At 39.5% G+C, this 12,617-nt stretch carries 15 protein-coding genes; 7 read left to right on the top strand and 8 right to left on the bottom strand.

The features are described 5' to 3' along the window. Positions 1-335 precede the first annotated feature (335 nt). The 3 genes from ABC361_RS05970 to ABC361_RS05960 are packed head-to-tail and all read left to right on the top strand — an operon-like array spanning position 336 to position 3,296. Positions 336-1,340, top strand: a complete 1,005-nt coding sequence (locus ABC361_RS05970; protein ID WP_413073150.1) for a Bug family tripartite tricarboxylate transporter substrate binding protein — start codon at positions 336-338, stop codon at positions 1,338-1,340. Beyond that, the gene (locus tag ABC361_RS05965) at positions 1,315-1,794 is read left to right on the top strand and encodes a tripartite tricarboxylate transporter TctB family protein (RefSeq protein WP_413073149.1); all 480 of its coding nucleotides are present in this window, start codon (positions 1,315-1,317) and stop codon (positions 1,792-1,794) included. Before ABC361_RS05970 ends, ABC361_RS05965 begins: the two co-directional genes overlap by 26 nt. Positions 1,795-1,823: 29 nt before the next feature. Next, entirely contained in the window at positions 1,824-3,296 is a 1,473-nt protein-coding gene (locus ABC361_RS05960) for a tripartite tricarboxylate transporter permease (protein ID WP_413073148.1), read from the top strand. Between the two features lie 41 nt (positions 3,297-3,337). Here the strand turns inward: ABC361_RS05960 and ABC361_RS05955 are convergent, their stop codons facing one another. From ABC361_RS05955 to ABC361_RS05925, 7 genes are all read right to left on the bottom strand, one after another. Continuing rightward, positions 3,338-3,490: a hypothetical protein gene (locus tag ABC361_RS05955; protein WP_413073147.1), complete on the bottom strand. Its 153-nt coding sequence runs from the start codon at positions 3,488-3,490 to the stop codon at positions 3,338-3,340. A 67-nt stretch (positions 3,491-3,557) separates the two neighbouring features. Further along, positions 3,558-4,013: a GNAT family N-acetyltransferase gene (locus ABC361_RS05950; protein WP_413075727.1), complete on the bottom strand. Its 456-nt coding sequence runs from the start codon at positions 4,011-4,013 to the stop codon at positions 3,558-3,560. Positions 4,014-4,045: 32 nt separating this feature from the next. Continuing rightward, positions 4,046-4,678 carry a TVP38/TMEM64 family protein gene (locus ABC361_RS05945; protein ID WP_413073146.1) on the bottom strand — a complete coding sequence of 211 codons (633 nt, stop codon included), beginning with the start codon at positions 4,676-4,678 and terminating at the stop codon, positions 4,046-4,048. A gap of 74 nt (positions 4,679-4,752) precedes the next feature. After that, positions 4,753-6,027 carry a hypothetical protein gene (locus tag ABC361_RS05940; protein ID WP_413073145.1) on the bottom strand — a complete coding sequence of 425 codons (1,275 nt, stop codon included), beginning with the start codon at positions 6,025-6,027 and terminating at the stop codon, positions 4,753-4,755. 271 nt (positions 6,028-6,298) lie between these two features. Next, positions 6,299-6,709, bottom strand: coding sequence for a hypothetical protein (locus tag ABC361_RS05935; protein WP_413073144.1), 411 nt, complete (start codon positions 6,707-6,709; stop codon positions 6,299-6,301). A gap of 117 nt (positions 6,710-6,826) precedes the next feature. Next, positions 6,827-7,078, bottom strand: coding sequence for a hypothetical protein (locus tag ABC361_RS05930; RefSeq protein WP_413073143.1), 252 nt, complete (start codon positions 7,076-7,078; stop codon positions 6,827-6,829). A 15-nt stretch (positions 7,079-7,093) separates the two neighbouring features. Continuing rightward, positions 7,094-7,351 (bottom strand): hypothetical protein, encoded by a 258-nt coding sequence (locus ABC361_RS05925; protein WP_413073142.1) that lies wholly within the window; start codon positions 7,349-7,351, stop codon positions 7,094-7,096. 112 nt (positions 7,352-7,463) lie between these two features. Between ABC361_RS05925 and ABC361_RS05920 the strand changes: the two genes are divergently transcribed. Continuing rightward, positions 7,464-7,748 carry a hypothetical protein gene (locus tag ABC361_RS05920; RefSeq protein WP_413073141.1) on the top strand — a complete coding sequence of 95 codons (285 nt, stop codon included), beginning with the start codon at positions 7,464-7,466 and terminating at the stop codon, positions 7,746-7,748. Between the two features lie 65 nt (positions 7,749-7,813). Here ABC361_RS05920 and ABC361_RS05915 read toward each other — a convergent pair whose 3' ends face one another. Next, positions 7,814-9,280 carry a protein adenylyltransferase SelO gene (locus tag ABC361_RS05915; RefSeq protein ID WP_413073140.1) on the bottom strand — a complete coding sequence of 489 codons (1,467 nt, stop codon included), beginning with the start codon at positions 9,278-9,280 and terminating at the stop codon, positions 7,814-7,816. Positions 9,281-9,581: 301 nt separating this feature from the next. Here ABC361_RS05915 and ABC361_RS05910 point away from each other — a divergent pair, with 301 nt between their 5' ends. From ABC361_RS05910 to ABC361_RS05900, 3 genes are all read left to right on the top strand, one after another. Further along, positions 9,582-10,148 (top strand): RNA polymerase sigma factor, encoded by a 567-nt coding sequence (locus ABC361_RS05910; RefSeq protein WP_413073139.1) that lies wholly within the window; start codon positions 9,582-9,584, stop codon positions 10,146-10,148. After that, complete coding sequence (locus ABC361_RS05905) at positions 10,141-10,905, top strand: anti-sigma factor (protein ID WP_413073138.1); 765 nt, start codon at positions 10,141-10,143, stop codon at positions 10,903-10,905. Before ABC361_RS05910 ends, ABC361_RS05905 begins: the two co-directional genes overlap by 8 nt. 223 nt (positions 10,906-11,128) lie before the next feature. Further along, positions 11,129-12,472: a copper amine oxidase gene (locus ABC361_RS05900; protein ID WP_413073137.1), complete on the top strand. Its 1,344-nt coding sequence runs from the start codon at positions 11,129-11,131 to the stop codon at positions 12,470-12,472. Positions 12,473-12,617: the final 145 nt, after the last annotated feature.

The raw sequence follows: 12,617 nt of genomic DNA, 5'->3' as shown, positions 1-12,617 counted from the left end.
TCCTTTTGTATACGCTTTATATTTATTTTATACTAGTATACAAGATATTCACTTAAAATAGTATCGATACCACTAAAGGTTTGTCAACCACTTCCTTCTTTCTTAAATAACGAGTCCACTTCTATCCATCTATTTCTTCCTGCCAACAACGTCTCGAAAAACTAGTTCTTATAAAATTGATTCATTTAAATAATTTTTGCATAATTTTTAAAAAAGAATGACAAGCGAATTAAGGTTTGCTACAATTCAGTTATATTTCCATTAAACAAGATTCAAGTTCCACTAAACGGAACTTTTTGAAACCGCTTTCTAAATGATTTGGAGTTGATTAACCAATGAAGAAACGTTTACTTTTATTTGTTTCCAGCTGCCTTTTTCTTTCGTCATGTACTTCTGCAACATCGGGCGAACTTGGTCATGATTATCCAACCCGTTCCATAACAGGTGTTATTCCTTTTGGACCTGGTGGCGGCGCGGACTCAATTGCTCGGGTCGTCAGTCAATATACTGAACCGGTTCTTGATGAAACAATTATTTTACAAAACGTTGAAGGTGGTGCTGGCTCGATTGCCACTCACGATGTTTATACCGACCCGGCTAATGGCTACAAAATTTTATTTGGTGCTGAGAATCCAAACTTATATCGAACAACAGGCATTTCCGACTTAAGTTACCATGATTTTGAACCGTTGATGCTTTTTGCAAGAACCGTCCCTGTAATTATTGTTCATCCTGACTCTCGGTTTGAAACGCTGGATCAGTTCCTTACCCATGCGGAAGATCACCCTGGCGATACTTTGATGGCAACAACTGGGCCAGTGGGCACATCTGGTGTTGTCTCGAGCATGCTCGGCCTTGATTTTGCCATGGTTCCCTATAAAGGAGAGGGCGCCTCCATTACTGGGTTAATGGGGAAACAAATTCATGCATCCATTGTCTCCCTCCCATCTGCTTACAACTACATTGTTGCAGAAGAAGTTCGGGTTCTTGGAATTGTAAACGACACACGTCTTGAAGAATTTGGTGAATGGCCAGCACTTGGTGAAGTGGCACCTGAATACCTAGATTATCTCCCATGGGGCGCTTATTACGGAGCTTATGTGACAAAAGGGACACCTGAGCCTGTTATTGATACATTAGTCGAAAGTTTTGAGTACGCTTTCGAAGACGCTGATTTTCAACAATTTTTAGAGAACAATCGTATGATTCCCTTAGGATTAACAGGATCAGAGGCACTTGATTATCAGGCTGAATGGGAATCACGCACTAACTGGTTTCTCTATCAATCCGGTTTTGCAGAACATCCAGAAAACTATGATATTCCTGTTCCTAACTTTTAACTTTCACGAGAAAGGACGAAACCCATTGATTAAGTCCCCTGCTTTTTATTTTTATATTGGCTTGATTACAATTAGTGTCATCTTTGTTACCCAAGCATTAAGGATTCCTGTTTATGATGAATTTTTATCCTCAGGACGTTTCCTCCCTCTCGTCCTGTCTTTTTTCATGATTTTATTCTCTTGTATACTAGCGTATCAGCAGTTCCGGACTTCTGAAAAAGCAACCCACAAAATTGAACATCGTTTTCATTTTTTGGGCTTTCTTTTTCTCGTTGTTGTTTACGTCGCTCTTATTCCTGTCTTTCCTTTTAGTCTCATAACTTTATTTTTTTTACTCACTAGTTTTTTATTTTTTCGGACGCTCTCCTTTTGGAAAAGTATTTTATTAGCCGTCATACTTGTTGTTGTCATCGTGTTTATTTTTCAAACTATTTTTCAAATTGTATTCCCTTAACATGAATTCGTTTAGAAATGAGGAGCGTTATGGAACAATTTCTTATGCCATTATTAGACTACCAATTGCTTCTTCTCGTAGCGTTAGGGACGTTCGCAGGCATCTATGTCGGTGCGATTCCTGGTCTTTCGGTGACAATGGCGACCGTATTATTGCTATCGTTAACCTACTCGTGGGACACGCTTTCTGCTCTGGCACTGATCGTTGGTGTCTATGTAGGCGGCGTCTATGGTGGCGCTAGACCTGCGATTTTATTAAATATGCCTGGTGGGCCCGCTCAGATTGCCACATCTTTTGACGGGTACCCTCTCGCTCAAAAAGGGGAAGCCGGCTTAGCAATTGGACTTTCTACTATTTTATCGATTGTTGGAGGCATGGTCGGTCTTCTTCTCCTTGTTTTTGCTACACCTGTTTTATCCGATATCGCTTTATTTTTTGCTCATCGCGATTACTTGCTTTTAGCATTACTTGGCTTACTATTAGTCGGCACGATGAGCAGTGGCGCTTTTATTAAATCGATGTTTCTTGCGTGTTTCGGCGTTGTCATTGGTTTAATTGGCCTTGATATGATTTCGGCAGCACCGCGATTAACCTTTGGTGTGCTCGAGTTGCAAAGTGGTATTAACGTTATCATTGCGATCTTAGGCTTGTTTGGTTTTGCAGAAGTGCTTTTTCAGCTCTCACAAAAAGCGCAAAGCCATAAAGATAGTGTTGTGGGCAAAATCATCCCGCCACTTGCTATGTTAATAAAATTTTTGCCATTAACGCTTCGTACATCGGTCATTGGGGCATTAGCTGGTGTCTTACCTGGTGTAGGAGGAGAGATTGCTGCCTTACTTGGATACGATCATGCAAAACGAAGTACAAAAAAACCAAGTCGTCCGTTTGGTGAAGGGGCATATGAAGGGGTTATTGCTCCCGAAACAGCGAATAATGCTGCAATCGGTGGTGCTTTTGTGCCGATGTTAACCTTAGGAATACCAGGTGACGCCGTTACGGCTGTAATAATCGGGGCACTCATTGTTCATGGACTGGACCCTGGTCCATTACTCATTGTCAATTCGCCTGACCTTTTTTGGGTCATTTGCGGTTCATTATTTTTAGCCAACCTTTTTTTATTACTCTTTGGGATGAGCGGCATCCATTTGTTTAAAAAAGTCATCTCCATACCAAAAGGAGTTTTAATGCCCATCATTCTTGTATTAATTGTTGTCGGTGCCTATTCCATTAATAATACAATGATTGATGTATATTGGATGATTGGTTTCGGTGTATTGGGGTTCATCTTGCGCTTATTCGGCTTTCCTTTGGCTCCCCTCGTTTTAGGTATTGTTCTTGGACCATTAATCGATCAGTCTTTTCGAGCTGCTATGATTACGGCTCATCATGACATTGGTGACTTCTTCCTCGGATACGTCACCTCACCTATAAGCCTCGTGTTAAGTCTATTGTTTATCGTGATGCTCATCTCCACTGTCAAAGGATTCCGTAAACAATCCTAGTCATGTACATAGCAAATAAGCCGATAGAGCGTCGGCTTATTTTATCTTTTTTTATAGGAACGAATCGCTTCCTTGATTAATTCAATTTGACTATCAATTTCGTCTTGAAAACAAGCATAGAGTTGAGGGTTTTGTCTTTGGTTCTTTAATGTAGTCAGCTCTCGTTCGAATAGATCGATCTCCCTTACGTTCATTGTAAAACCTTCTTTCTCACTCTCTACTACTCCTTAATACCTGCCTTCGATTCTCTTTAAACCTTATTTACGAAAAATGCATCGACAGTCGCACCATATCCAATGCTTGTATACCATCTTCCCAGATTTCTTCATCATAGTGTCGTAAAAAGAATCCACGATCAATGTAGTCCATTCGAAACCCGTATTTTTGATAAAACGCTAGTTGGTTAATGCTTGAATTTGATGTCCCAATTTCAATCGTTTGATAACCAGCTTCTTTACTTTTTTCTATCGCATGAGCGAGTAACGCCTTTCCGTAACCTCGTCCATGCATCTGTTTCGTAACAGCAATATTAATAATTTCGATCGTCTGCGGGCGCGTCTTTAGCAACACATAACACCCTACGATTTGCTTGTTTATTTCAAGAACATAGCAATTACCTTGATTCAAATATGCATCAACGAGCGCTTGATTAGGGTCTGCTAGTAGTAAAAGATCGTAAGGCACATCTTCATTTTTTTGTAGCTGTCGAATTTCCATCATATGTTGCTCCTATCTCCTTCATTCATCCCTTAATCATTCACTGGTTTGGTCAATTTTTTCTTTAGAAAAATTGCTAAAAACAAGATTCCAACGCCAGGTAACAGGAGCCACTCCATTCCACCAGCGATAAACCCCTCCATTAATAAGAATAGTGCAAGTAAATAAAGACTATTTCCAATCAACGTTGATAAAAAGAAACTTGTCAGTGTGATTTGACTACTTCCTGCTGCTAAATTGATTAAACTAGACGGCATGACAGGGATAAGCCGGCTTGTTAGTACAACCCAAAATCCATTCCGTTCAATAGCCTGTACCCAATCTTTTCGTATCTTCTGTTGAAACAACTGTTGCAACCAATAGCGATAAAGATAGAATGCAAGCACGCTAGCAAATAAACTTGTGCCAAGACTCCACGCGTAACCTGACCAAAAACCTAGTAATATGTAATTAAAGATTAAAATTAGAGCCAATGGAACAACAGTTAATATACTTTGTACAATTAATAAGACCAACGACAACAACAGTAAAAAGGGAAGAGATTGTTGAAACAACTCACTTGCTTCCCCTGTCTCACCTATTCTTAATTCCGTGACCCAGTCAGACTGGGCTACAAGTAAGATCGCAACAATTACAAGGACGGCGCTGGCAACTTTTACAATCATCGCTTTCTCTACTCTCTTTCAAAATTTCATTTCTTTCATTGACTTCATAACTCAATAACAGTTCTGATGATGTTTTATAAAATTAAACTAAACATCGTTGCGACACCTACAATAAATAGTAAATAACTAAATGCAAACACTAAATTCTTTTGAATAATGGCGTATGGGTTCGCTTGAAGCTGCATCGCTAAAATTGTTGGTGTAATGTTAAACGGACCAATCATAACCGTACTTAACCCTACACCGATTAATAATACACTGACCCCATAAGGATGAGCAATCATTGCATCGGCTAAAAAAGGGGAAAAGATCGCAATTGAGATTAATGGATGAAAGCCAATTAAAGCAAAGCTAAAAATACATACCGCAATTAATAAATAGAACAAAAGAATCGGTGCGCTCTCATAGACATAGGAGAAAAATGTGTCCATATGGCCAAATAATGTCGTATATGGAAACACTTCCACAAAAAAACCGGCTGCTAAAAATAAAAAGAATAAGCCATGTAGCTGCGTTGTATTTCCTTTCACATAAGCTGTACTTAAAATTAAAAAACGTTTTCCTTTTTTAATAAAGAAAGCCCACATAAACGTAAATGGAATAATGAGCACAGTGACTGAAAACAAGAATGACTGTGGTATGAACGCATTTAGACTTAAAAGCAACACGATAAAACAAGTAATCGCAAAACCTAGCTCCAATAGTTTCTTTCTTAGTTGTACCGGGTTATGGGTCACTTCAACAGCAGCCTTCAAATCAACCTGCTTTAATTGTCGATTATGTATAAACCAATCTAGTGAAATAAATAAAACACTAATCGCAAATAGTGTTGGAAATAAAAGCAAATAGCTTGTGCCTGTCATATCAATCGTTGAAGCGACAAGGACTTCAGTAGGACTCCATAGTAAGACAAGTCCATACGCTCTCAATATGCTATGTGCAAAAAATCGTTGAATAAATGCATCTTTTAATTGCGAAACTTGTGCTTTTACAGTAGATACTACGACTGGTACCGTTGCCACATTCAAAAACAACGTCAACATGTACGTCATCATCGAGGTACGTCGGTAAAGCCGAACCATTGTTAACTGTGGAGGTTTGCGAATCATTTGACCAAGGGCTCGATCATATTTACCAACCGCAATAATCGTGCTCATATATGGCAATACAAACAGCAGTGCTAATAAACTTGTCATTGAACCGAATAGTGATAAGAATGGTCTTTCAGTCGGCACGTAAAGAAACGTGCAAACAAGCCCTACAATAAAAAAAGCTGTACCCGCCCAAAAATACAGACGTTTCACTTTAAAGAAGTTAATGCTAATGATGATAAGCGCCAAAACGCCCATTGCACTTTGAATGCTTATATGGTTAACAAATTCACTTGCGATATAGAGTAAGATCAAACTTAAATATAAATAAAAAATGGCACTCTCCTACTTTCGCTAGATGAATTTACGTAAAAGTATACCATTTTTCAAGCATATATACGGAACATTTGCTTATTTATACAGAAGGATGAATGATTAAAATAAACAAAAGAAGAGAATGGGTGCAGTCATCCTCCTCTCATACATAGGGTTTCTACATAGATGATCAAAATCCTTTTTTGTTTACCATTCAGCCTACTTGAACGTTTGCGAGCTTCAAATGATCCCCTTGTAGAACACGAATGGCACCAGTTGCTTTACTATATTGAATCGTTTTTTGAAATCGTTTCTTCTTTATTTTTTGATAAATCGAAAAATATATCGCATGGGTATCATCTTTCAAATATTCCACACCGTGCGGATAGCGTTTTAACAGGGATAGAATTAACTGAGACCATTTCGTTTCATCAACATTTAGTGACAATAATACAACCAGACGACCTTGGCAATAAGCGGCTCCATCTAATTTACGAATGCGATACTGTTTAAGGTATTCCGTTTGAAACACCCAATCAGCTTCAGTCTCCTCCACCAGCATTGTTTTCACCTGTAAATACCCTTCCAAACTTTGCTGTGCTTCGTAGGTTAATTGAACGTTCACGACCCACATCACCCCTTTAACATATGCTTCTATCAAGCATATTCCATTTGAAACGGGAATCTCCTTCTCGGTCGACGAAACCTCTAATAACCAGTCACCATTCTCTATTTTTTACGCTTATCCATTCATCAATATTAGGCTAAACGTAACCGCTAAAAAAACTGTCACTACTAAAATACATGCCGACAGAACCCAAATCACATACAGATTGCGGTACGTTTCTTTCTTATACGTGTAGACGAGTGCTAGCCAACCTCCTAAAAGAGGCACGGTGATGAGTAAAGGCGTAAAAAAAAGCGTTGACATGAACAAAGCAAATACGACCCCTACGCCTGTTACGCATAATAAACTACGGTTGATCACATCCATTTTTATCCTCCTTTATTAAGGCGCTAAAAACAACCACGTTGGAATTGCCACAACCACACACAGTAAACTAACATATTGAATGGAGCGGTCTTTTGTAAACAAAAACGTCATATAACCAACGACCCATATTACACTAAACCCTAAAACGTTAAAAACTGTCGATAGCGTAATACCAAACTCTCCTGCAAAACCTGCACCAAATAAGACGAAAAAAGACAAAAAACACGACAAGACTAGTACGATAAAATAACCGATATGTAGTGCAATGTGCATTCGCATACACCCTTTCCATTTATGAAATGACTACTTTTTTTCTAAACCATGTTTTACATACGTCTATTCTGTGTATGTAGAAACTATACGGTTTTCTAAGAGGAGGTTTGTTATGTATGTGAAAACAAAATCAAAAAGCGAGCAATGGTGGCGTATAGAGGTTTTAGCCTGGATTCCTTTCTTGGTGATGGTCATCGTCTTATTTCTCATTACCCAAAATTTAAGTCAACCCTACTCTTATGCCAGCGTGATAAGCCTACTTTTACATGGAACCCTCATACTTGCATTCATTCCTAAAGCGATTAAATGTCATTATCTCGGTTTAAAACGTTCGTTTTTTTATGGTGGACTCTGTTTGCTTCTTATCATTAATTTGATCGTGATTGCTATCGTATGAATGCCTGCACACTGGACTAGGATGGGACGATTGACATTTCATAAAAAGCGACACACAACAATACGTTATGTGCCGCAATACGTGATGTAAGGTTTTACGCTTGTTGAAACGGTTGTAAATTCTTTTCCTTCATCTGTTTCTGTAAATGGATTGCTCAGCGCAGACAAAAATTTCTTCAGCAAGGTGTCATCATTTTTTTCTACGGCAGCGTTAAGCACGCGCTCCATATGTTCATTTCTTGGAATAACATAAGGGTTCGTTGCTAACATGGTTTGTACCGCTTCTTCTCGCTTAAAGGGTTGTTCGTCCAAACGTCGCTGCCACTCTTTCTTCCACTCTTGATAGTCTACATCGTCTTCTACAGTTGAAGCTAGCCTCTCTCCAGTACTTAACTGTCTAAATGTATTCGTGTAGTCAAGTTTATACTCGCTCATAATAGCAAGGAGTTGGTTAACAAACGTTTCGTCCTCTTCTCCCTCTTGTAACAATCCTAATTTTTTTCTCATTCCTTCTAGCCAGTACTGTTTATAAAGCGGCGTAAATGCCTCAATCGCTCGTTGGGCTAGCGCTACAGCTTGCTCTTGCTCTTCTGACAGCAAAGGTAAGAGTGCTTCAGCAAATCGTGCTACATTCCAGTTCGCACTATATGGTTGATTGCCATATGCATAGCGTCCTTGCGTGTCGATCGAACTAAATACCGCAGATGGATCATACGTATCTAAAAACGCACACGGACCGTAATCAATTGTTTCACCACTAATTGCCATGTTATCTGTATTCATGACACCATGAACAAAACCAATGAGCTGCCACTGCGCGATTAATTGTGCTTGTTTTTCGATCACTCGATAAAGGAACGACAGATATTTGTTCTGATCCTCCTTCGCATCTGGTTCGTGGCGCTCAATTGCATAATCTGCTAAAGCTTTAAGATCATCTACTTCTCCTCGTGCTGCTGCAAATTGAAACGTCCCAACGCGAATGTGACTTTTTGCAATACGTGTTAAAACAGCACCAGGTAAACGTTCCTCTCGCCTCACATATTGGCCTGTTTTTATAACAGCTAGGCTTCTTGTAGTGGGAATACCTAACCCATGCATGCCTTCACTCATAATATATTCTCTAAGCATTGGACCAAGTGCGGCTCTTCCATCACCACCACGTGAAAACACCGTTCGTCCTGACCCTTTTAATTGAATGTCCACACGCTCTCCTTGTGGCGTTACGTGTTCACCTAAAAGAAGCGCTCTCCCATCGCCAAGCATCGTAAAATGTCCGAATTGATGACCTGCATAAGCTTGCGCCAGTCCTTCTCGTCCATCCTGCAACTGATTCCCTGCTAGCAGTTCATGACCTTCTTTTGTTTTTAGAAAATCCAAAGGCATTACTAAACGCTCTGCTAAGGGATCATTTAACATAACAACTTCTGGGTTTGGCACTTCATTAAATGATTGTTTACTATAAAAAACTTTCGGTAATTGTTCATAACTATTAGTTAAATTCCAACTCGTTTCGTTATTTGAACCGTTCATTTCTTTCCTCACCTCAATCGAAATGTCCTTATTTGCCATCTAATCATATCGTGAGAAGCAACGCAAGGAATCATGGTCCAATCCCTAGTAGGATAATTAATTCTCTTTCCCACTTCCTACTATTTTCAAACATCTTTTAAAAAAAAGTGATCCAAACGAACGTTTGATACGTTTAGTAAGAGAGCGAACCACTTACCTTTTTATTTGGCTTTTCTCGACAAATACATGTAAAATCAGCAGAGAGCTATTATTCCGATTTTTTATGTCCATAAATCGAGATCAGGTTAAAAAGGAGATTATGATGCCCGAACATGATGTAGAGCTCTATAAAAAGCTCAGGGGTGGAGAAAAAGAGGCGCTCGAACAAATGTATGATAAATACAGTAAGCTGCTCTTTTCTTTCACCTTTAAGATGACGGAAGAGAAACAATTGGCCGAAGAAATTGTTCAAGAAGTCTTTATAAAAGTGTGGACACAAAAAAGTTCTTATGATGAAACAAAAGGGAAATTTTCTAGCTGGCTGTTAACGATGACACGAAACACCGTTATTGACCATATTCGTAAGAAACGGGAAACCGCTTCTGAAATTGCTACAAAAGAAATGACGGAAGACCCTGATCCGAGCGTAGAAGATCAGGTGGAATGGAAAGAAAAAAGGGCTGTTGTTAGAAGAGCGATTAGCCAGTTAAAACCGGAACAACAAAAGGTCATCACCTTATTTTATTATCAAGGCTTGTCGCAGCAAAAGATTGCTGATTCGTGCGACCTACCCTTAGGTACGGTTAAAGGAAGGATTCGACTTGCATTAAAACATCTAAAAGAAACAATCCAAGACATTGAACAGAATGGAGGGATCATTCATGAGTGAACGTTGTGACCATTTAATTGACTACATTAACGGACAATTGACCGACACGGAACGAAAAGAATTTGAAGCGCATCTAGAAACTTGTTCGACATGCCAAGAAGAATTAAATGAAATCAAAGAGCTTACGGATGACTTAGGGTTTGATGTTGATCCAGTTGAACCTCCTTCAGCAATGAAAGACCGAGTTCTTGCAGCTGCGTTTGCTGAAAAAGCACCGGTAGATTCTCCATCTACTGATGAACAAGATAAAACTGTTGTCACTATAAAAGAAAAACAAGAATTACCAAAACGTAAGAAAAACAGAAATTGGCTCATTCCTACAATGGCAGCCGCCTTATTTCTTTCGCTAATTGGAAATATCTATACCGTCAACCAATTAAGCGGTCCAGGAGATACGGTTGTGGAACCTGGCATTTCTGTAGATTCACTTGTGCAACGGTTAAGTTTACAGCCAGCTGCAGAAACCATTCCATTTGAAGCGACGGCCTCTTTTGTAAATAAAGATCAATACCAACAGTTAATCGTTGAAGCAGACCAACTATCACAAACGGAAGATACGCAAGTATATCAAGTATGGTTGTTAAAAGACGGCGACCCATACCGAGCGGGTACATTCACACCTGCTGAAGACGGAAGTGGCATGTCTACATTCGACATCGACCCATCAATGGGCTTCGACACCATTGCGATTACGATTGAACCTGACGAAACAAGTGAAACACCAGAAGGCGAGATTGTGTTATTGGAAGAACTTTAAACACATTGCTGTACGACACAAAGAACTGCGCTCATTGAGTGCGGTTCTTTTTCTTTGTGATAGACGCTCTTACACATTCTTTATCACGTATATCACCGCCCTCTCTAAATCAATCCTCTTGCTCCACCATAAATGTTTTTAAAAAAACTTTTATAAAAAGTGATCCATTCTGACATCCTTTGCGTTAGCTTAGTGAAATCAAAACACAAAGGAGTGTTTCAAAATGAAAATGAGAAAAGCATTAATTCCAGTATTAGGTGCTTCACTAATTGCACCATCATTTATTCAAGGCGCTCAAGCACAAGAAGGTATGTCGCAAGTAACGACTCCAGCAGTTGAACTTAGAGGAACACTCGATCACCTTTTATCAGAACACTTTGCATTAGCTGTTCTATCTATGCAAAAACAATATGATGGCGATGAAGGTGCAGAAGCTGCACAAGAAGCACTTATGCAAAATGCTGAAGATATGAAACCGGCCATTGCATCACTTTATGGCGATGAAGGTGCAGAAGAATTTGACCGTATCTTCTCTGGACATAATGAGTACACAGCTGACTACGTTCAAGCTGTAAAAGATGAAGACATGGAAGCACAAGAAGAAGCATCTGATATGCTTGATGCCTTCTACGTAGAGTTTGGAGAATTTCTTGAAGGTGCAACAGAAGGTGCTCTTCCAAGCGACGCTGCAATTGAAGTACTAGATATCCATGAACAACAAGTAGAAGATGCCTTTAATGCTTATGTAGATGGCGACTATGAGACAGCTTACATGACGTATCGTGAAGGACTTTCACATATGTTTGATATTAGTGCCGCTCTATCAAATGCAATCGTTGAGCAAAATCCAGATATGTTTGAAGGAACAACGCCTCTAACAGATGCTGGTAACTTAAGATCAGACCTAAGCAACCTTGTTGCCGAACACTTTGCTTTAGCAACACTATCTATGTCAAAAGAATTCAAAGATAGCGAAGACTTTGATTTTGTTAGCTGGGCAGAAGATGAAAATACAGCTGACTTAAAAGCAACCATTGCCTCTGTATACGGTGAAGAAGGCGGAGAACAATTTGAGCAGATTTGGCAAGGCAATCACATCTTAGCACAAAGTGAATATGTCAATGCTGTTAAAAATGAAGATAATGAAGCGAAAGACGCTGCAAAAAGTAAATTAAGTACATTTGCTGATGAGTTTGGAATGTTCTTAGACACAGCAACAGAGGGCATTTTGCCAGCTGCTGACGCTACTGAACTTGTGAACGTACACGAAGACCAAGTGTTTACAACATTTGATCGTTACATGGAAGGCGACTATACTGGTTCATTCGAAACGTTTAGAGAAGGATATGCCTTCACATTCGATATTGGTTCAGGTTTAGCTGGTGCGATTGTCGAGCAAAATCCAGAAATGTTTGAAGAGGAAGCAGCAATGCCTGACATGCCACAAACTGGTATGGGAGGAAGTCAACAAGGTATCTCTCTTCAATGGATGGCATGGATTCTTGCTGGTGCCACAGTAACTTTCGCTGGATATTTCGGCGTACGTAAATTCCGCACAAACGCGTAAGAAAAACAACGCATTGATTGATCTATTCAGTAGTCAATCGTTCAATGCGACATGAAGTGCATCAGACGGTCACTCCTGCAGGGTCTTGCAAAAGCTTAAGTTAGCTGAGACATTACTCACGGAGAGTGTCCGTCGATGGCACTTT

Source organism: Shouchella phoenicis, assembly GCF_047238345.1.
In the GTDB taxonomy this organism is placed as follows: domain Bacteria; phylum Bacillota; class Bacilli; order Bacillales; family Bacillaceae_D; genus Shouchella.
This window is presented reverse-complemented; position numbering and strand designations above follow the sequence as displayed.